The organism is Acinetobacter sp. WY4 (assembly GCF_018438165.1).
Classification (GTDB): Bacteria; Pseudomonadota; Gammaproteobacteria; order Pseudomonadales; family Moraxellaceae; genus Acinetobacter.
The window spans coordinates 1,847,615-1,869,056 of record NZ_CP053947.1; the positions used below are offsets into that span (position 1 = coordinate 1,847,615).

Consider the following 21,442-nt stretch of genomic DNA (forward strand, 5'->3'; position numbering starts at 1 on the left):
ATAGCAGAGCCACATCAACATGTTAATCAATGTGGCTCATTTTTAGATTATTCTACTGTAGTTAAAGCTTCTGCTTCAGCCAATGTCGGATAATCAATATAGCCTTCCGCGACATTGGTTCCGATCATATTTTCCAGCTTCAGTTCATTCAGCGGCGCATCTTCGAGCAGACGTTCGTATAGATCCGGATTGGCAATATACGCCTTACCAAAAGCCACCGCATCAGCCTTGCCTGAAGCCAGTAATTCAATGGCATCTTCACGACTTAGTTGCATATTGGCAATATAAGGCACTCCATTTGAGCGCTGTTTCATATATTCAGAAATACTGTCTTCTGCCAGATATTCACGGGTAAAGAAGAAGGCAATCTTGCGCTTACCCAGCTGCTCCATGGCATAGCCAAATGTTTCACGTGGATCATTGTCGCCCATGTCATGGTCATCACAACGCGGCGCAAAATGCACCCCTACACGATCTGCGCCCCATACTTCAATCAGTGCATCAGTTGCTTCTAGCAGGAAACGTGTACGATTTTCCACTGAACCGCCGTATTCATCTTCACGCTGATTGGTTTTGCTTTGCAAGAACTGGTCAATCAAATAACCATTGGCAGCATGTAATTCAACACCATCAAAACCGGCTTCTTTAGCACGAATCGCGGCTTGCTTATATTGCTCGGTAATGGCATGAATTTCCGAAATTTCCAGCGGACGCGGCAACACATAAGGACGTTTTGGACGTAACAAGCTGACATGACCCGCCTGTTGTACTGCACTTGCAGAGACTGGTGTTTCACCATTTAACAGATCCGGATGCGATACACGACCAACATGCCAAAGCTGGGCAACAATCAGACCGCCCTTCTCATGAACCGCTTGAGTAACCTTTTTCCAGCCTTCGACCTGAGCATCGGTAAACAATCCTGGAGTATTTAAATAGCCATTGGCTTCTTCAGAAATCACTGTGGCTTCAGAAATAATCAGGCCAGCACTTGCACGTTGCGCATAGTACTCAACCATCATTGGGGTTGGAACGCGATCAGCAGTTGCGCGGTTACGGGTCAGCGGCGCCATGATGACACGGTTTTTAAGCTCTAACGCACCGAGCGTTAAAGGAGAATTTAATTCAGCCATCGTTACTCCCACCTGTTAAAGGTGTTGTTGTAGGTGTTCGATAAATTGTTGAATCAAAGTTTCATTGCGGGAGAAATATGACCACTGTCCATGCTTGGTCGCAGTGATCAGGCCAGTCTGCTGTAATACAGACAAATGATTGGACATGGTGGACTGGGAAACCTGGCCCAAACGTTCAATTTGACCTGCACAGACCCCACGTTGAAAGCCACCACACTCTTCCGCAGACAGATATTGCTCCGGAGATTTTAACCACTCCAGAATTTGTCGACGGGTCGGATTGGCTAAGGCTTTAAAAATTAGATCAAGGTCCATAGGCACATCACAATCAGTGGCGCAACGAAACTTTATTCAGCATCTGCGACCATTATATCGTATTTTTTCGATTTATATATCGAAAATTTTAGATATAAGAGTCACAGTCTGTACAAGCTTGGTTACGCCAGCTATTCAAACGACTTCTTACAAGCCCTGTTTCAGGCTTGCTTCGATAAATTTGTCCAGATCACCGTCCAGAACTGCGCCAGTATTGGAATTTTCCACACCTGTACGCAAATCCTTAATACGTGAATCATCCAGGACATAAGAACGGATCTGGCTACCCCAGCCGATATCAGACTTGGAATCTTCCAGTGCTTGTGCCGCTTCGTTACGTTTGCTCATCTCGAGCTCATAAAGTTTGGCACGTAACTGCTTCCAGGCGTGGTCACGGTTGGCATGTTGTGAACGCTGGTTCTGACAGGCCACCACAATTCCGGTCGGTGCATGGGTTAAACGCACGGCAGAATCTGTTTTGTTAATATGCTGACCACCCGCCCCTGATGCACGGTAAGTATCGGTACGAACATCGGACGGATTGATTTCAATTTCGATATTGTCATCTACTTCAGGTGAGACAAACACGGCAGAGAACGAGGTATGACGACGGTTGCCCGAGTCAAATGGTGATTTACGCACTAAACGATGTACACCAGATTCGGTACGTAACCAGCCATAGGCGTACTCACCTTCCACACGAATCGTCGCAGATTTAATCCCGGCAACATCGCCATCAGATTCTTCCATCACTTCTGCTTTAAAGCCATGACGTTCAATCCAGCGTAGATACATACGTAGCAACATAGACGCCCAGTCCTGTGCTTCTGTACCGCCTGAACCAGCTTGAATTTCAAGATAGCAAGGGTTTGGATCCATCGGATTATTGAACATACGGCGAAATTCAAGCTTGGCCAGTTCTTCTTCAGCCGTGCTCAGTTCAGCCTGTACGTCTTCTAGCAAGCTTTCATCATCCGCTTCAACCGCCAGATCAAGCAAAGCCTGTGCATCTTCAAGCTGGGTACTTAAGCGATCCAGCACATTTAATACATTTTCAAGCTCGCCTTTTTCTTGGGCCATCGCTTGGGCACGACTCTGGTCATTCCAGATGGTTGGATCTTCTAATTCACGTAGGACTTCTTCTAAACGCTCTTTTTTCAGATCGTAGTCAAAGATACCCCCGTAGTGTTTGACCACGTTCGTTTAAGTCTTTCAATTGGTTTAGATACGGATTAATTTCCACGTGAATTACTCTCAATCAAAATTAGGCACAAAATTCTTAGCCCGATATTATAGCACAGTCTATTTCCGCTATTTTAACGATCCATTCAGTCTAAGGCTCGAATGTCTTGAGCATTTAGACCTGTATTTCCCTCATCCAATTTTCAACATCTCATAGACTCTTTTGCGTCTTTTTATCCGAAATTTTTATCGGCTTTTTAGCCCCGTTTTATGACCGAAATATAATTTTGCAATTGATTTTATAATTTAGGATTTCTTATTGGTCTGTATAAAAAATCAGCGAATTCAATAGATTCCACAATATCTACACACTTTTAATAAAACACTACATTATAAATTTAATTTTATTATTCAGTCACTTGTTCAGCAAAAATTACACAAGATTACGCTATTCACATTACTGTAACTTTCCTTTGATTGACGATCTTTGGAATTGCTCTAGACTGAAAGTTGTAACAAAAAGTGTAATGTTTTTAACTCACGATTTGAGGGGTAGTAACCATGAAAAAATTAGCGATTGCTTCGGCACTACTTTCAGCAATAGCAATGACTGGTACAGCAGCACATGCTTACCAAGCAGAAATTGGTGCATCAGCAGGAGTGGTTGATCCTGACAACGGTGGAACTAGCGGTTCTTTCGGCGTTGATGGTACATATTACTTCAATCCAGTTCAAACACGTAATGCACCATTAGCAGAAGCAGCATTCCTTGATCGTGCTAGCAACGTGAGTGCGCAATATCAATATAATGAAATTGGTGATTCTGAAGCGCATCGTTATGGCGTAGGTGCAGAGTACTTCGTACCGAATTCTGACTTCTACTTAAGCGGTAACGTCAATGGTCATGATCTGCAAGATAACAATGAGGTAGATAATGACTTAACTACTTATGCTGCAGAAGTCGGTTATCTACCAGCGCCAGGCCTATTGATTGCGGCGGGTGTGAAAGGTTGGGATAACGACGAGGATGATGGTGTAGATCCAACATTACGTGCTAAATACGTGACTACCTTAAGCAACGGTAAAGATATCAACCTGGAAGCAGGTGCAGCGTTTGGTGATCTAGATGAATACAATCTGGCAGCAGATTATTTCATCGACAAAACCTTGAGTGTCGGTGCTGATTATCACAACAATGATATTACCGACAAGAGCGAATTTGGTATCAATGCACGTAAGTTCATTAACCAGCAAGTGAGCTTAGAAGGCCGTGTCGGCTTTGGTGAACAGTTTAACAATGACTACAATACCTTTGGTGTAGCAGCGAAGTACCGCTTCTAATCTAAAACCAAAAATTAGTCATTCATAGAAAACCCATCCTCGGATGGGTTTTTTTATTGCACTCTTAACAAGCATTTAGGTATTTTTGCACATTGACGGGGCGAATATAAACTGTACAATTTGTTACAACTGTTCATCAAACAGTCATATTTTTATAACAAAGAGAGAAATCTAAATGCTTAAGAAACTTGCTCTTGCTACAGCGCTTCTTGCTGGCCTGGGAACTGCACACGCTTATCAAACTGAAGTTGGGGCTTCTATTGATCTTCTTGATCATGACCAAGGTGGTTCGGATGTAGGTTTTGCTATCGATGGGACTTACTACTTCAACTCGGTCCAAGTCAAAAATTCACCTTTGAATGAAGCTGCATTCTTAAACCGTGCCAGCAATGTGAATGGTGTATTAAGCTATCAAGATGATTCAGACACGTTTGGCATTGGTGCTGGTATTGAGTATTTTGTTCCAAATTCAGACTTTTATTTAAGTGGTAACATTGCTCATTTTGATAATGATGCTGGTGACATAACTGGTTACGCTGCTGAAGCGGGTTATTTACCTGTTCCTGGCTTATTAGTAGCACTTGGTCTTGTAGGTATTTCTGAAGACAATGCAGACGATGAAATTGATCCAACTTTACGTGCCAAATATGTAACACAAGTCGGTCAATACGATATGAACTTCGAAGGTGGTGCAAGTTTCGGTGATATCGATGCTTATAACCTAGGTGCAGATTTATATCTAGACAAAACTTTCAGTGTTGGCTTAGGATTCTCTGACTCAGACCTAGAAGGTAATGATGTTTTTACTATTCGTGCCAAAAAATTCTTTAACCAACAAGTTAGCTTAGAAGGTTCGATTAATTTTGCTGATAATGCTGATATCTTTGGCGTACGTGGTGCATACCGCTTCTAATCTCTCCGATTAAAAGCAAAAAAACCGCTCACTCGAGCGGTTTTTTATGGTCTATTGTTCTAAATGCATAATCCGCATTTGCAGACTGACATTGCCATTAAAGACATTTTTATCCAGCTCATAGACCAAACGCGTATCTTTCATCGGATCAAAGTCATATTTATCCGCTGCATTGAAGGCGATCGCATCCACGACCTGACCATTCTCCAAAGCCACGCGCAATTTAAGATGTACGTCCTTAAGCCAGCGATAGTCCATAATTTTGAACACACCATCAAAAATCGGTTGGGGGAATTTTTGCCCCCATGGACTTAAATTCTGTAATAAATCGACTGTTTCAATGTGAAAAGCAGAAGCTGGCAGCTCTCCATCCGTCCATAAAGTCGCAGTGAATAAATCCTCATCCATCGCACCAATCAGTACTTCAAAGACCTGCTTAAACTCGGCGAAATTTTCTTTTTTCAGGGTTAAACCGGCTGCTGCTGCATGGCCACCAAAATGACTGACTAAATGAGGATATTGCTCTGCCACCTGTTCAATCGCATCACGAATATGAATACCTTCAATCGAACGCGCCGAACCTTTGATATGAATCCCATCCTGATCCGCGGCAAAAACAATACTCGGACGATGGAACTGCTCTTTTAAACGCCCTGCTACAATCCCGATCACTCCCTGATGCCAATGCTGTTCAAACATGATCAACGCAGCAGGTAGTTCAGTGGCATCCCACTGGATTTTATCCAGCTCAAGCAAGGCTTCCTGCTTGATTTTACCTTCCACCTGACGGCGTTCGACATTGAGCTGATTCAGCTGTTCAGCCAGTGGATAAGCAGTTGTCAGATCAGGAGCCAGCAAACATTCGATCCCGATATCCATGGTTTCCATGCGTCCAGCCGCGTTAATCCGTGGGCCTAAAACAAAGCCCAAATCTTGAGCTTTCAGACCAGCAGGATCACGTTTGGCAATATCAAGTAGTGCACTGATTCCTGCGCGGCATTGACCTTGCTGGATCCGTTTCAACCCTGCATCGACCAGAATCCGGTTGTTGTAGTCCAGACTCGCGACATCGGCATAGGTGCCGAGCGCCACCAGATCAAGATAATTGGTAATTACCGTAGAGGATTTTCCAAGTTTCTTTCGATGGGTAGACAGATTGGCCAGTATATAAAAAGCCACCCCGACCCCAGCCAGTGCTTTGCTTGGAAAGTCGCAACCGAGCTGATTGGGATTGACCACGGCTTCGGCTTTTGGTGTCGGCTTGGTCGTCAGATGGTGATCAGTAATGATCACCTGCATGCCATGATCCTGCGCCTGTTTTACTCCGTCATGGCTGGAAATGCCATTGTCCACGGTAATCAGTAAATCAGGCGTGAAATTGACAAAGGCCAGATCTGCAATTGCGGGCGTCAATCCATACCCATATTTAAAACGGTCTGGTACCAGATATTCAACATTGGCGCCCATATCGCGCAGTGCCAGCACCATGAGTGCAGTACTGGTCGCGCCATCGGCATCATAATCGCCGACAATCACGATTTTCTGGCCATGATCAATCGCCTGATCCATCAATTGAATGGCTTCAGGCAAGCCTTTCATGGTCGGTGCCAGCAAATGCTTCAGCTTGAGCTCAAGTTCCTGCTCGGATTCCACCCCACGACGAGCCAGAATCTCGGCCACGAATGCAGGGACGCCCGGTAAATTTTCAGGGCGTGTCAGCAATGGACGTTGTTTGATTTCCAGTTTTTGCATGGTTATGGCATTAAGCGCTCTAAAGTCCAGCCGGCATCGGTTTTGCGATAACTTAAACGGTCATGCAAACGGTTGGGACGACCCTGCCAGAATTCATAATAATCGGGTTCTAGACGATAACCGCCCCAGAATACCGGCTTGTCCAACTGTTGCTGATTCGCGACCTGGGTATAAAAATCCCAAAAACGTTGCTGCAATTCCTCACGACTGGCCACGACGCCACTTTGCGGGGTACTGATATGTGCAGCAATCTGGCTTTCTCGTGGACGTTTATGATAATAATCGGTCGATTCTTCTTCCGATATTTTCTTTACACGACCTGAAATACGAATCTGGCGCTCCTGATCCTGCCAGTAGAACAACAGTTCGGCATAAGGATTTTTAGCCAGATCTAAACCTTTTTGACTATCATAGTTGGTATAAAAATCATACCCTGCGTCAGTCGCTCCACGTAGCAATACCGTACGCACGTGCGGACGGCCTTGTGCATTGGCTGTTGCCAAAGACATGGCATAGGGTTCATGCAATTTTGCTTCCAGTGCATGGTTAAACCATTGCAGGAACTGCATATGTGGATTCGGATTGACTTGCTGTTCCTGTAACTCGCCTTTTTCATAATTCAGGCGTAGTTCACTCAGATCCTTGATCAGATCACTCATTATCTATGTTCCTGTTAAGCGGCATTGGCACGCACAGCATCTGCCAGGCTGTTTGCAAGTGTGGTGACTTCAGCCAGATCATCGCCTTCGACCATCACACGAATGACAGGTTCTGTGCCAGATTTACGAATCAATAAACGGCCACGACCTTTAAGCTGCTGTTCGGCTTTTTCAAATTCAGCTGCCAGTGCAGGCACTGAATAAGGATCAAACATGGCATTTAAACGTACATTGACCAGGACATTTGGCAACAGTTTAAAGTCAGCCACAAGTTCATGCAGAGCTTTTTTCTGCTCAACCATCACGGTTAAAACTTGCAGGGCTGCAATAATGGCGTCGCCTGTGGTGCTCTTGTCTAAAGTCAGAATATGACCAGAAGGCTCACCGCCAATTACCCAGCCATTTTCTTCCAGACCTTGTAATACATAACGGTCGCCAACTTTGGCACGTAATAACGGCACTTGTGCTTTTTCCAGCGCCAGTTCCAGCGCCATATTGCTCATTAAGGTACCGACGATACCTGCCGGTTTTTTCGAGCTTTGAGTCGCAAGAATATAAAGAATATGGTCGCCATCAATCAGATTACCGGCTTTATCTACGAGAACCACACGGTCGGCATCTCCATCAAAGGCAATACCCAAATCCGCTTGATGTTGAACCACGGCTTGTTGCAAGCTTTCCGGATGGGTCGAACCACAGCCCTCATTAATATTTAAACCGCTCGGCTCATTGTGAATTGCAATCACACGTGCACCCAGTTCACGGAACACTGCAGGCCCCACGTTATAGGCTGCGCCATTGGCACAATCCACTACAATGGTAAGTTCATTCAGATCCAGATGATACGGGAACGTCGATTTACAGAATTCAATATAGCGACCATTAGCATCTTTAACCCGGATACTTTTACCCAGATTCGCCGTATCTTCAATCAAAAAATCTTTTTCAAGTTCCTGATTAATTTCGTCTTGTAAAGCATCTGGCAGTTTTTTACCTTCTGCAGAGAAGAACTTAATGCCATTATCAAAATACGGGTTATGCGAAGCGGAAATGACAATACCCAAGCTGGCATGTAAGGCACGGGTCAAGTGAGCAATCGCCGGTGTCGGTAGTGGACCTAAAAGATGAACATAAACGCCAGCGGCATTTAAACCTGCTTGCAAGGCTGCTTCCAGGATATAACCAGACAAACGGGTATCTTTACCCAGAACCACCAATGGTTTGGATTTTTTACTATGGCGTTTTAAAACTTTTCCGGCTGCAAATCCCAGTTTCAGGGCAAACTCAGGGGTAATCGGTAATTCGCCAAACTTTCCACGAATACCATCCGTACCAAAATAACTCATCTTTATCTCACTTCTTAGCGGATGATTGATATCACCCATTTTTTTCCTTGAGTCACACTTTACACCAAAATAAAAAAGCCGTCATTTGCATGACGGCTTTTTAAAATTTTAAATCACAGGAAATTAACCTACGCGATAGTTTGGTGCTTCTTTGGTAATGGTCACATCATGTACATGCGACTCAGACATACCGGCAGAAGTGATTTTCACAAACTTGGCATTCTGACGCAGGTCTTCAATCGTCGCAGAACCGGTATAACCCATTGAAGAACGTAGGCCGCCCATCATCTGATGTACGATATTACCCATTGGGCCTTTGTACGGTACACGACCTTCAATACCTTCAGGAACCAGCTTCTCGGCACCGGCCTTGGAGTCCTGGAAGTAACGGTCAGCAGAACCTGTCGCACCCGCCATCGCGCCCAATGAACCCATACCGCGATAAGCCTTGTAGTAACGGCCCTGGAAGAATTCAACTTCGCCTGGTGCTTCTTCAGTACCGGCCATCAATGAACCCACCATAATCGTGCTTGCGCCCGCACCAATCGCTTTGGCCATATCGCCAGAGAAACGAATACCGCCATCTGCGATCAAAGGAATCTGATCTTTCAGCGCATTGGCAACAGAATCAATCGCAGAGATCTGTGGCATACCAATACCCGCCACAATACGCGTGGTACAGATTGAACCAGGACCAATACCAACTTTAACGGCATCCGCACCTGCATCAAGTAACGCCAGCGCAGCATCACCTGTCGCGATGTTACCGCCAATCACCTGAACTTGTGGATAATTGGCCTTAACCCAACGTACACGCTCGATCACACCTGCAGAATGGCCATGTGCAGTATCGACTACAATCACGTCCACACCTGCATCAACCAAGGCTTCTACGCGGCTTGGCGTTTCTGCACCAGTACCGACAGCAGCACCAACACGCAGACGACCCAGGTCATCTTTACAGCTATTTGGATACAATTCAGCTTTACGGAAATCGGTTACCGTAATCAAGCCTTTCAGCTCTTGCTGATCATTGACCACCAGTACTTTTTCAATACGATGCTGTTGCAATAAGGCTTGAATGTTTTCTTTCGATTCGCCTTCACGAACCGTCACCAGACGATCCTGACCAGTCATGATATTGCTGACTGGCTGCTCAAGATTGGTTTCAAAGCGTGTATCACGACCGGTCACGATACCCACCACTTTGCCGTCTTTCACAACGGGCACACCACTGATATTGTTGGCTTGAGTCAGCGCAATCAGTTCACGTACTGTGGTTTCAGGAGTCACTGTAATCGGGTCTTTGACCATACCCGCTTCAAATTTTTTCACACGGCGCACTTCTGCAGCCTGAACAGCGATATCCATGTTCTTGTGCAAAATACCGATACCGCCATTTTGCGCCATTGCAATCGCCATACGGGACTCAGTCACCGTATCCATTGCTGCAGACACAAGAGGAATATTCAGGTTAATGCCACGAGTTAAACGTGTCTTTAGGGAGACATCTTTTGGAAGAACAGTAGAATAGGCAGGGAGTAATAGGACATCATCGAAGGTTAACGCGTCTTGAACGATGGTCAACATAACAGTCTCACTGGTAATTTCCGTGCACTATTATAAACAAATATCGGCTTAAATTTCATTGCAATTGCAAAATTATTTTTTATTCAAGCTTTGTACAAACAGATCTATGTGGGTGCTAAAACAGTATCAATAATACGTCCGATAATGAAGTTCCCTATTTTTAAATAGACCCCGATCATTTTAATCAAGTGAAAAGCAGAGCCTAAGCTCTGCTTTGGGTGGATTTAGCTGACGTATTCAAAACTGTCATCATTGTCGGCTTCATCAGTTTCAATCTGGACAAAGGGCAACATATTGTGTGCAACACGTGCCTTATTGCATTGCTCATCGGCAATCTGCACTTCTTTGCAGGATGAACTGCGCTGCTCATACATACCGCAGCTGACCTGCTGGCCGATGGTGCCATCAAGTGCAATACAGCGTGGATTTTTTTGATTGGTTCCAGCCATACATGAATAGACTGCTGTCACAGGTTCGGTATAGTGCTCAGGCATATGAATTCCTTCAGCCCAATAAAACGAAACCCTGAAATAGGCGCAGCACGCCCCGCAGCTTAAACACGCATCCGGTTTTGGAACTTGAGACAACATTTCTTATAAGTTCTCATTATCAAAAAAAGTTTTTTGGAGAAGAAATATAAAAAATGTTGTTTTTCCACACAAGAAAAAAATTATTTTTTGTGTGAACTATTCAGGACAAGTAAAAACCGTTTCATCCATCAGGTCAGTTCCGCATTGCAGCGTTTCAATCCAGTCCAGAAACTGATTAATCTGCTCTTTACCGATAAATGGTGTACCATGTTGCGGCACAATCATCTCGATTTCCATGCTGCGTACCATTTTCACCCAAAGACGAATCACCTTGTTATTGCACATATAGCGTTGATGGAAGCTTTTCATTTTTGGGATATGCGCGGCAAAGTTTTCCAGTGGCTTGGCGGCATCTTCAACCATGGACGCACCCATATCACCTGAAAACAGGATTTTGGCAATCGGATCATAAAACTGGAAATTCCCCACCGAATGCAAAAAATGCGCCGGCACCGCCACAATGTGTGATTGACCCAACGGGATGATTTGACCATGATCCGGAAGCTCCACCAATCGATCTAACCAGTTACCTTTCATCCGGTCACTCATAAAGGCCGAGTTTAAGTGCGGCAAGAAGCGCGCCCACAGCTTGGATGCCACCACTTTGGCCTCCGTATAGACCAGCCAGCGCGGCATCGAGGTGATGATATCCGGATCCTGGTGCGAGGCCATGACATAATCCAGATTGGTCAAACGGGTATATTTATTCAGCTCCATAGTCAGCGGCACATAGGTTAAATCACCACCCGGATCAAGTACCGCTGCGCGCTCATGATCAATGATCAGAAACTGGTTTGCCTGAACGCCTTCACCTTTAACCAGACTGGTAAAACTGATGCACTTATGTGTCCCGTTATCAAACAGGACCTGCGATGTGGTGCGTTCAAAAGCCATGTAAATTCCCCAATTTATAATAAAAATAACGTTTTTATACCCGTATAAAATATAAGGAATTAATCAAACTTACAATCAATAAAACTAGCCATATCACACTATTTACCAAGGTTTTGAGAGAATTTTAACCATAAAAAATCCTGAGTTTTTAGCTCAGGATTCATGTAATTTATTATTTTATGATTTAAAAGAAATAATGTTGAGCCAGTGTTGCGACACCAATCACCAGGAAAATCGCCGCTCCAATTTTATGAATCAGGCTGATCGGGAGTCTATTCGCCAGCTTATCTCCCAAAAATACTGCAGGTGCATTGGCCAGCATCATGCCCAAAGTGGTCCCAAGCATCACCCAGAATACGCTATCGAAACGTGCTGCTAATGCGACCGTAGCAATCTGAGTTTTGTCACCAATTTCTGCCAGAAAGAACAGAATAAAGGTCGCACCAAATACCCCGAATTTTTGCCATTTATTGATACTGGCATTTTCATCCCCGAGTTCATCCGGAATCAGCATCCAGACAGCCATTGCGATAAAGCCAATCGAGACGATCCACAGTAGCACCTCCGGCCCGATCACCGTGGTCACCCATTGTCCCAATACTGCAGAAAGGCCGTGGTTAATCAGCGTCGCCAATAAAATGGCAACTAAAATAGGAACAGGTTTGCGAAAACGTGCGGCAAGCAGCAATGCCAGCAGTTGGGTCTTATCACCCATTTCAGCCAGCGCTACGATTGCAGTCGACAGTAGGAATTCATACATGAGGTTTTTCTCTGGCTAGCATCCAATACCAATGACTCACCGCTCCTGCTAGCCAAAATCTGCAGAGTGGTAAATCAAAGGTCTTGCCAACAAAAGAAAGCTTGGAAAAGCTGACTTGGTTCTTTGCTATGATGACCATGCTCGGTTGAGCAAATATGTTGACCATCACCCTTCTGCTTTGCGCAAAAGGCGGCTACTCCCCAATGAAGTGCGCCAAGTATAGAATCAAATAGATTATTTTTCAATGCAGCAAGAAAAAACCCTGCCGAAGCAGGGTTTTTATTTATACCTTCTTTGTATTTCTTCCTGAGCTTCAATTGAAATATTTTTCAATGAAGCGCAAGAGAAAAGAAAGTGAATCGAATTTAATTTAGATTAACAGCGTACGAATATCTTTAAGCAGCTTGGTCAGCTTGTTAGTGAAACGTGCAGCATCTGCACCATTGATCACACGGTGATCGTAGGACAATGAAAGCGGCAGCATCAAACGTGGATCAAAGCCTTCACCATTCCACACCGGTTGCATGGTTGCAGGAGAAATCCCCAGAATTGCCACTTGCGGCCAGTTCACCAATGGCGTAAATGCCGTACCGCCGATTGAACCCAGGCTAGTGATAGTGAAGTTCGCACCTTGCAGATCTTTCGGCGACAATTTCTTGTCACGCGCTTTTTGACCCAAGATTCCTAGCTCAGTGGCAATCTGTTTAATTGACTTCTGATCTGGGTGACGCAGCACAGGCACGGTCAAACCATCTGGCGTTGCGACCGCGATACCCATATGGATCTCATTACGTAACAATACTGACTTACCATCATCGGCCAAGTGACCAGCAAATTCACACTCTTCTTTTAACAAGTGCGCAACTGCTTTGATGATGAACGCCATAATGGTCAGGCTCAGGCCTTCTTTCTTGAAGTTGCCTTTCAGTTCATTACGCCATGCTTCCAGTTCAGTAATATCTGCTGCATCAAACTGGGTCACTTGCGGAATGAAATTATTCAGCGACAACTGTGGAATAGACACTTGTTGCAAACGCGTCAAGGCTTTCTCTTCCACACCACCAAAAGCGCTAAAGTCTGGCAGTTTTGGCAGACCTGCGACTTGAGCAGCAGCGGCGACAGGAGCCGCCTGTGGCGTAGTAAGACGCGTTTTGACATACGCTTTCAGGTCTTCTTTCATGACGCGCGCATGTGGGCCAGATGCTTTGACATCTGCCAACACGACGCCCAGTTCACGTGCCAGTTTACGCACAGCAGGACCGGCATAGACTTTCGAGTTAGCCACACTCTGCTCTTTGGTCAGCTTATCGGCATTATCCGACGTCGCGACTGTTTGAGTAGAAGATGCAGCAGGTGCCGATGCTGCTTTTGCAGCAGGCGCTTTAGGTTCTTCTGCTTTGGCTGCAACAGGTACAGCAGCTGCTTGCGCTTCAGCTTCAATTGTTACCAGTGCAATGCCTTGAGAGACATTTTGACCCAGTTCCACATGAATGGCTTTAATCACGCCGGCTGTAGTGCTTGGCACTTCAACAGTCGCCTTGTCTGATTCCACCACGATGATGCTTTGGTCTTTTTCAACCGTATCACCGACCTGAACCAGAATTTCAGCTACAGCCGCCTTGTCTACACCCAAATCAGGCACCATCACTTCAACATCACCCGCAGGTGTTGCTGGCGTTTCTGGTGCTTCGACTGCTTTCTCTTGGGTGGCCGCTTGAGCAACTGGTGCTTGAGATGCTTCTGTCTGTGCTGACGCTGCCGAAACAGCCGTTTTCACTTTCAGAATGACCACACCTTCTTTGATCGTGTCGCCTTCTTTAATCTGGATGGATTCCACCGTACCTGAAACCGTACTTGGCACTTCAACAGTCGCCTTGTCTGATTCCACCACTACGATACTTTGATCTACCTCGATTTCATCACCGACAGCGACCAGGATTTCCCCTACAGTAGCTTTTTCTACACCAATATCGGGGATTTGTACATCAACCACCTGTGAGCTCGCTTGAGCCTCAGGAGCAGCAGAAGCTTTAGGCTGATGTGAAGCCAGTTCCTGTATGATTTCCTGATCCGGCAATGAAGTCGGAGTATTTTCTGAAGTTTTTTGTGAGGCATCTGCTTGCTGTGGCTCGACCACATCGGCGCTACCGTCTTCAGCTTGCAGTTCAATCAGTACCGCGCCTTCAGCGACTTCATCACCCTGGCTGACCAGAATGCTTTTTACCACGCCTGCTGAAGTGCTAGGCACTTCAACAGAGGCTTTATCAGATTCAAGCAATACAATGCTGTCATCAATCGCGATCGTATCACCGACTTTGACCAGAATTTCGGCCACTGTTGCCTTATCTACACCAATATCAGGAGTCGTAATTTGCATGCTTAGTTCTCCTCTTTGTAGTCAGCAACAGCATGTACACATGGGGTTTCTTGCGGTGCCCAAGCCACTGGACGATCTGTATCAAGCTCGAAAGTCGAGATCGCATCTTTTACCAGGCGCGCATCAACTTCACCTTCATCTGCCAGTTTTTTCAAAGTTGCCACCACAATATGGGCAGCATCAACACCGAAGTAACTACGCAAGTTGGCACGTGTATCTGAACGGCCATAACCGTCAGTACCCAATGCTACGAATGGACGGCCATCTGGAAGATAAGCACGAATCTGTTCGCTATAAGCACGCATATGATCGGTTGCAGACACCACGATACCTTCAGTACCGCGAAGCTGTTTCGATACCCATGCTTCTTTTACGTCTTCAGCCAGCGGATGCAAGCGGTTGTATTCTTCACATGCCATACCGTCACGTGCCAGTTCATTGAAGCTGGTCACACTGTAGACATTTGAATGAATTTGATATTCCTCACGCAGAATCTTCGCTGCCTTGATCACTTCACGCAGGATCACACCTGAGCCCAGTAACTGAACAGTGGCTTTTTCATCTTCTTCCAGTAAGTACATACCACGCTTGATGCCTTCTTCAACACCTTTTGGCATTTCCGGATGCTCGTAGTTTTCGTTCATCACAGTTAAGTAATAGAACACACGTTCCTGGTTCACATACATACGTTGCAAACCGTCATGCACGATCACTGCCAATTCATAACCGAAACATGGGTCATAAGAGACACAGTTTGGAATGGTATTGGCCAAGATGTGTGAGTGACCATCCTGATGCTGTAAACCTTCACCGTTCAGTGTAGTACGACCTGCAGTTGCACCCAGCAAGAAGCCTTGTGCCTGTGCATCGCCTGCTGCCCATGCAATATCACCAATACGCTGGAAACCAAACATCGAGTAGTACATGTACATTGGAATCATTGGGAGGTTATTGGTTGAATAACTGGTCGCCAATGCCGCCCATGCACTCATCGCACCGGCTTCGTTAATCCCTTCCTGCAACATGTGACCGTCTTTAGCTTCACGGTAATGCATCAACTGTTCTTGGTCTTCCGGGGTATATTTCTGGCCATGCGCGGCATAAATACCGAGCTGACGGAACATGCCTTCCAGACCGAAAGTACGTGCTTCATCAGGCACGATTGGAACAACACGGTCTTTAATCGCTTTCTCTTTAAGAAGTGCAGAGATTAAACGTACCATTACCATCGTGGTCGATTGTTCTTTACCATTTGAACCGGCCAAGACCGAATCAAATACTGAAAGTCCAGGAATCGCCAGCTGTTCGCTTTCCTTACGACGTGCAGGCAGATAACCACCCAATGCTTCACGACGTGCCTTCATATATTTCAATTCAGGCGAATTTTCGCTTGGACGGTAGAATGGTACTTCTTCAAGCTGTTCATCAGTGAAAGGAAGATTGAAACGGTCACGCACGTATTTCAAAGAATTGATTTGCATCTTCTTGATTTGGTGAGTTTTATTGACTGCTTCAATTTCCTCGGACAACCCATAACCTTTCACGGTTTTCGCCAGAATTACAGTCGGCTGACCTTTGGCCGTACATGCTTCGGCATAAGCAGCAAAGACTTTGTACGGGTCGTGACCACCGCGGTTCAGATTATCAATATCTTCATCGCTTAAATCTTTAACCAACTCAGCTGCTTCTGGATATTTGCCGAAGAACTTTTCACGCGCGTAAGCACCACCTTTTACCTGGTAACGCTGAAAATCGCCATCGACAGCTTCTTCCATCACTGCTTTCAGTGCACCGGATTTATCTTTATCCAGTAGTGGATCCCAATGACGGCCCCACACAACTTTAATCACACGCCAGCCTGCGCCGCGGAATAATGACTCAAGTTCCTGAATGATCTTGCCATTACCACGTACCGGGCCATCCAGACGTTGCAAGTTACAGTTCACTACCCAAATCAGGTTGTCGAGCTTTTCGCGACCTGCCAGAGAAATTGCACCCAGGCTTTCCGGCTCATCCATCTCGCCATCGCCCAAATACGCCCAAACCTTACGGTCTTCTTCTTTGATCAGGCCACGGTTCATCAGGTACTTTTGAATATGTGCCTGATAAATCGACATGATTGGACCCAGACCCATCGATACGGTTGGGAACTGCCAGTAGTCCGGCATCAAATAAGGATGCGGATAAGATGGCAAACCTTTACCACCTACTTCACGACGGAAATTATTCAGGTGCTCTTCAGTCAAACGGCCTTCTAAAAATGAACGCGCGTAAATACCCGGTGCACAGTGACCTTGGTAATAGATCATGTCGCCGCCGAAGCTATCGCTGTTGGCACGGAAGAAGTGGTTAAAGCCCACATCATAAAGGGTTGCGGAAGAAGCAAAACTCGCCAGGTGACCACCGAGATCATCACCGGTTTTATTCGCGCGTAATACCATTGCCAAGGCATTCCAGCGGATCAGCGCGCGAATACGACGCTCCATATCCTGATCGCCTGGCATTGCAGGTTGTTCTTCAACAGAAATCGTATTTAAGTAGGGAGTATTTAAACGCTGAATAGGAACATGCTTTGCAATTGCGCGTTGATAAAGTTTTTCTAATAAAAATGCTGCACGCTCAGTGCCCATGTGCTGCAAAACAGAGTCAAATGCATCTTGCCATTCTTGGGTTTCTTGCGCGTCTGTATCGCCATAAAACGCCATAATCTACAGTTCCTAAAAGCCTAATCTAATGTCTTATATGTACCATATTTAAGACCTCTGCAGGTATGGCCTTAGCTGAATGCGATTTAGCAGTACTATTTAGGAACTAAATGATGGGTGACGTATAATTACACTACATAACAAAAAATAGTCAATAAAGGCGATTTATTATACAATCATTATAATAGTTGGTGATACTATGAGACTTAAAAGTGATAAAACAAAAAGCCCTTCAAGTTGACTTGAAGAGCCTGCAGTTTAAACGCTTTAAAATGCTTATTGGAGGTTTTTATGTATAGAGATGCTTCTTGTTATTCAGGTCTATACTTAAGGTAACATGGCCAAATAAGTAGATGGGTTTTTACGTTGACCGTCTTTTACTACTTCATAATGTAAGTGTGGACCGGTACAGCGACCAGTACAGCCAACGTTGGCAATATGATCACCTGCTTGCACCTGCTCTCCCACACGTGCAATAAGACGTGAAGCATGGGCATAGCGCGTTAAATAGCCATTGCCATGATTGATTTCAACGTATTGACCATAACCTGTGCCCCAACCTGATTTGGTCACAATCCCTGGACCTGTTGCATAGATTGGTGTACCACTTGGCGCTGCAAGATCAAGGCCTGAATGATTTTCAGCACGGCCACTCATGGTACGGCCACCGTAATTTGAACTTACGCGAGAATTAGGTAAAGGATGAGAAATTAGCCAAGAATAAGCACTGTTTGCTGCCGCTTTGTTGGATGAAGTATTGGCATACTTCTGAGCAAGCGTACGATTGTTTAGTTCAACCGGTTTCTCACGAAGCTGAACATTCAATTTAGTCTGTGCTGGAATATCGATATCATCTGGATGAGTATATGCACCCTGTGCCAGAGTACGCGTCAATTGCTCGATACGATCTGTTGAACCATTTTCTTGATTTAGATTAACTAAATCTGCGAACGCAACCGAAGCCGCTGAAACTGATAAAGAAAATGCCAACAAAATACGTCGCATATGCATAAAAAACCTCTCTAAACTGCTTTAATCGAGTTCCTTGAAGATCTCTATCCTTGATATCCACTAAAAGAAGCGCATAAGATTAAGACATAAATATGTAGGAATTATGTATGTCGGAACCTGTCAACGTTTTTCAACAAACAAGAAAACAGATAAAAACAGGAAACTTTTCGTTTCTCTCATCACAAGTCGCTGGCTGGCAGAAACTTACGAAACTCGTACAACCGCTATTGCCCCAACCGGAACGCTGGCAAGTTGTCTGCTATCAAAATGGTGTGTTAACGATTACTGGCGAAAATCAGGCCATGATCAGTCAATTGGCCTATCTTCAAAAGCAATACATTTCACAACTCTCTCAAATAAATGAATTAACAGATCTCACTAAACTTCAAGTTTGCCTGCGGAATCCTTCGCAAACGCCACCTGTTTCAGCAACACCTGAAAGAGCCTTAAATGCAGAAACACAGGAATTACTTCGTAGTGCTGCTGACTTTATAAGCGACCCTAAGCTTAGCCAAGCTTTACTACGTTTGGCAAGCAATAAAAAGTAACATCGCAATCAAATGTAATAAATTAAAAAGCAAACATTATGTGATGTGTGTCACAGTATTAAAGCAATAACAAAAACATAAAGACACAAACACAATGACTTATGTCACATTCACATACATGATTGGACACTTAGCTTCGTCATCAAATGTTACAATTTCATAGCAGCTTGGATCACTTTTCACATTACGTAAAAGTTGATTATTCAAGGCATGTCCAGATTTGTAACCATCAAATTTGGCAATAATCTGATGTCCGAGCAGGTATAAATCACCCACGGCATCCAGAATTTTATGACGTACAAATTCGTCCGAGAAACGTAAACCTTCTTCATTAACGACCCCAGTTTCATCCACACCAATGGCATTTTCCAGACTGGCACCCAGCGCCAGGTTATTGGCTTTGAGATAATCCAGATCTTTCATAAAACCAAAGGTACGCGCTTCACTGACTTCATAAACGAAGGTTTCAGTAGAAAAATCGATACTGGCAGACTGATGTTCTTTTTTAAAGGCAGGATGATCAAAATCAATGGTGAAGTTCAGCTGAAAGCCCTCATGTGGGCTAAAAATGGCACGTTTGTCATCAATCAGTGCTTCAACCGGTTTAATAATCTTGACGAATTTTTTAGCAGCATCCAGTTCTTGCAAACCACCCTGCATTAACAGGTAAATAAACGGACCTGCGCTGCCGTCCATAATCGGCACTTCAGAAGCCGATACTTCAATAATTAGGTTATCAATGCCCAGACCAGCGATCGCACTCATGACATGTTCAATGGTGCCTACTTTGGCATTTTCCTGAACCAGGTTCGAGCACATAAAGGCTTCCTGAATCAACATGGCATCGGCAGGAATGTCCACCGGCGGATTCAGGTCAATACGACGAAACACAATTCCCCCATCGGCATGGTGCGGCACAAAGTTAATCATGACTTTTTGCCCACTGTGAAGACCGATTCCGCTCGCTTTCACGACACGTTTCAGGGTACGTTGTTTCAACATGCTTTTATCATCTGTTCATCTATAAAACCGCTATACGTTAGCATATTTGGCCATTGATAAAAAACAAAAAGGTGGCTTAAAAGCCACCTTTCCTGTCTAATCCAGCTAAACACATGATGTTACATGTTATTTACGCTGTTGATTCTTAAGATAATCCTGAATACTCATTGGCGTTGGGCGCGGGCTAGAAACTGAAGTTGCCGCTGGATTCGCTGCTGCACCTGTTTCATGTTGCTGACGCTGAATTGCCGGTACATCATCATCTTCCACCACAGCCTGTGGAACTGCTGCTGGACGAGTTGCCTGTACATTAGTACGTTTGGTCGGTTCAACTGAATCCGCTGCATGACGGGTTAAACCTGTTGCAATCACAGTCACGCTGATTTCATCACGCGCATCCGGATCAAAAACGGTACCGTAGAACACCTGACCCTCATCTAAATCGACAATCTGGTTCACGACATCAGTAATTTCTTCAATTTCACCGAAAGTCACATCATCGCCACCGGTCACGTTAATCAGAATACCTTTGGCATTCATGATAGTCACGTTGTCGAGTAATGGGCTACGGATTGCCTGCTCAGCAGCCTGACGTGCACGATTCTCACCACGCCCCAGACCCACACCCATCATGGCATAACCACGGGTGCTCATGGCTGTTTTCAAGTCAGCAAAGTCAAGGTTGATATGGCCAGGACGGACGACTAAATCAAAAATACTGCGTACTGCATTCAGTAGAACATCATCCGCTTTTTTATATGCATCTTTCATTGAAATATCACGGAAGACTTTCAATAGACGCTGGTTTGGAATGATGATTAATGAGTCTACATGCTGCTCAAGGGCTTCGATGCCTTTTTCAGCAGACTGTAAACGGCGTTTGCCTTCAAAGTTAAATGGCGTGGTCACGACACCAACGGTCAGGATACCCATTTCTTTCGCAATTTCAGCCACGACTGGCGCTGCACCGGTACCGGTACCACCACCCATACCTGCAGTAACAAAGACCATATCGGTCCCTTCAAGCTGCTGGCGGATCAGTTCACGGCTTTCTTCTGCTGCGGTCTGGCCGACTTGCGGATTTGCACCTGCACCCAGACCACGGGTACTTTGCTCGCCCAGCTGAATTTTAAATTCGGCTTCCATGCGATCCAATGCCTGCTTGTCCGTATTGGCACAAACAAACTTTACGCCCTGGATATCGGACTGCAACATATGTTGTACAGCATTACCACCCGCACCACCTACACCAAACACAGTGAAACGGGCTTGACCATTGCTATCGCTATGATCGTCTTCGAAAAATTCAAATGAGGCCATGACC

18 protein-coding genes and 1 riboswitch are annotated in these 21,442 nt (G+C 45.1%); of the genes, 3 read left to right on the forward strand and 15 right to left on the reverse strand.

Annotated features, from left to right (window positions below):
• Nucleotides 1–47: 47 nt before the first annotated feature.
• From G4D73_RS08680 to prfB, 3 genes are all read right to left on the reverse strand, one after another.
• Nucleotides 48–1,133, reverse strand: a complete 1,086-nt coding sequence (locus tag G4D73_RS08680; protein ID WP_004729181.1) for an alkene reductase — start codon at nt 1,131–1,133, stop codon at nt 48–50.
• Nucleotides 1,134–1,148: 15 nt separating this feature from the next.
• Nucleotides 1,149–1,448 (reverse strand): ArsR/SmtB family transcription factor, encoded by a 300-nt coding sequence (locus tag G4D73_RS08685; RefSeq protein ID WP_004281346.1) that lies wholly within the window; start codon nt 1,446–1,448, stop codon nt 1,149–1,151.
• Nucleotides 1,449–1,595: 147 nt separating this feature from the next.
• Nucleotides 1,596–2,691 (reverse strand): peptide chain release factor 2 gene (prfB, locus tag G4D73_RS08690; RefSeq protein WP_213686541.1). Its coding sequence is split into 2 segments (ribosomal slippage): nt 1,596–2,618 and nt 2,620–2,691, totalling 1,095 coding nucleotides; the frame shifts between segments, so codons are not numbered across the junction.
• 500 nt (nt 2,692–3,191) lie between these two features.
• Here prfB and G4D73_RS08695 point away from each other — a divergent pair.
• Nucleotides 3,192–3,971: a putative porin gene (locus G4D73_RS08695; RefSeq protein ID WP_005245738.1), complete on the forward strand. Its 780-nt coding sequence runs from the start codon at nt 3,192–3,194 to the stop codon at nt 3,969–3,971.
• Nucleotides 3,972–4,146: 175 nt separating this feature from the next.
• Entirely contained in the window at nt 4,147–4,884 is a 738-nt protein-coding gene (locus G4D73_RS08700) for a putative porin (RefSeq protein ID WP_004281339.1), read from the forward strand.
• Nucleotides 4,885–4,935: 51 nt separating this feature from the next.
• Here G4D73_RS08700 and recJ read toward each other — a convergent pair whose 3' ends face one another.
• The 10 genes from recJ to G4D73_RS08750 all read right to left on the reverse strand — a co-directional run bounded on the left by recJ (nt 4,936) and on the right by G4D73_RS08750 (nt 18,568).
• Nucleotides 4,936–6,636, reverse strand: coding sequence for a single-stranded-DNA-specific exonuclease RecJ (gene recJ, locus G4D73_RS08705; protein WP_213686542.1), 1,701 nt, complete (start codon nt 6,634–6,636; stop codon nt 4,936–4,938).
• A 2-nt stretch (nt 6,637–6,638) separates the two neighbouring features.
• Nucleotides 6,639–7,295, reverse strand: coding sequence for a pyridoxamine 5'-phosphate oxidase (gene pdxH / locus G4D73_RS08710; RefSeq protein ID WP_213686543.1), 657 nt, complete (start codon nt 7,293–7,295; stop codon nt 6,639–6,641).
• Nucleotides 7,296–7,309: 14 nt separating this feature from the next.
• Nucleotides 7,310–8,641 carry a phosphoglucosamine mutase gene (gene glmM / locus G4D73_RS08715; RefSeq protein ID WP_213686544.1) on the reverse strand — a complete coding sequence of 444 codons (1,332 nt, stop codon included), beginning with the start codon at nt 8,639–8,641 and terminating at the stop codon, nt 7,310–7,312.
• Nucleotides 8,642–8,764: 123 nt separating this feature from the next.
• Nucleotides 8,765–10,231, reverse strand: a complete 1,467-nt coding sequence (gene guaB / locus G4D73_RS08720) for an IMP dehydrogenase (protein ID WP_004281332.1) — start codon at nt 10,229–10,231, stop codon at nt 8,765–8,767.
• A 224-nt stretch (nt 10,232–10,455) separates the two neighbouring features.
• A complete protein-coding gene (locus G4D73_RS08725) occupies nt 10,456–10,821 on the reverse strand; it encodes a YkgJ family cysteine cluster protein (RefSeq protein WP_114540945.1) in 366 nt (121 codons plus the stop codon).
• Between the two features lie 96 nt (nt 10,822–10,917).
• Entirely contained in the window at nt 10,918–11,715 is a 798-nt protein-coding gene (locus G4D73_RS08730; protein WP_213686545.1) for an MBL fold metallo-hydrolase, read from the reverse strand.
• Between the two features lie 184 nt (nt 11,716–11,899).
• A complete protein-coding gene (locus G4D73_RS08735; RefSeq protein WP_004729168.1) occupies nt 11,900–12,475 on the reverse strand; it encodes a TMEM165/GDT1 family protein in 576 nt (191 codons plus the stop codon).
• 73 nt (nt 12,476–12,548) lie between these two features.
• Nucleotides 12,549–12,689: riboswitch (yybP-ykoY riboswitch) on the reverse strand.
• Nucleotides 12,690–12,845: 156 nt separating this feature from the next.
• On the reverse strand, nt 12,846–14,852 hold the full coding sequence (locus tag G4D73_RS08740; protein WP_213686546.1) for a 2-oxo acid dehydrogenase subunit E2: 2,007 nt from the start codon (nt 14,850–14,852) through the stop codon (nt 12,846–12,848).
• A gap of 2 nt (nt 14,853–14,854) precedes the next feature.
• Nucleotides 14,855–17,557 carry a pyruvate dehydrogenase (acetyl-transferring), homodimeric type gene (gene aceE, locus G4D73_RS08745; protein ID WP_180180807.1) on the reverse strand — a complete coding sequence of 901 codons (2,703 nt, stop codon included), beginning with the start codon at nt 17,555–17,557 and terminating at the stop codon, nt 14,855–14,857.
• Nucleotides 17,558–17,884: 327 nt separating this feature from the next.
• Nucleotides 17,885–18,568 (reverse strand): M23 family metallopeptidase, encoded by a 684-nt coding sequence (locus G4D73_RS08750; protein WP_004281322.1) that lies wholly within the window; start codon nt 18,566–18,568, stop codon nt 17,885–17,887.
• A 107-nt stretch (nt 18,569–18,675) separates the two neighbouring features.
• Between G4D73_RS08750 and G4D73_RS08755 the strand changes: the two genes are divergently transcribed.
• On the forward strand, nt 18,676–19,116 hold the full coding sequence (locus tag G4D73_RS08755; protein WP_005245716.1) for a DciA family protein: 441 nt from the start codon (nt 18,676–18,678) through the stop codon (nt 19,114–19,116).
• Nucleotides 19,117–19,215: 99 nt separating this feature from the next.
• Here the strand turns inward: G4D73_RS08755 and lpxC are convergent, their stop codons facing one another.
• On the reverse strand, nt 19,216–20,118 hold the full coding sequence (gene lpxC / locus G4D73_RS08760) for a UDP-3-O-acyl-N-acetylglucosamine deacetylase (RefSeq protein WP_213686547.1): 903 nt from the start codon (nt 20,116–20,118) through the stop codon (nt 19,216–19,218).
• Between the two features lie 126 nt (nt 20,119–20,244).
• On the reverse strand, nt 20,245–21,438 hold the full coding sequence (gene ftsZ / locus G4D73_RS08765) for a cell division protein FtsZ (protein WP_213686548.1): 1,194 nt from the start codon (nt 21,436–21,438) through the stop codon (nt 20,245–20,247).
• Nucleotides 21,439–21,442: the final 4 nt, after the last annotated feature.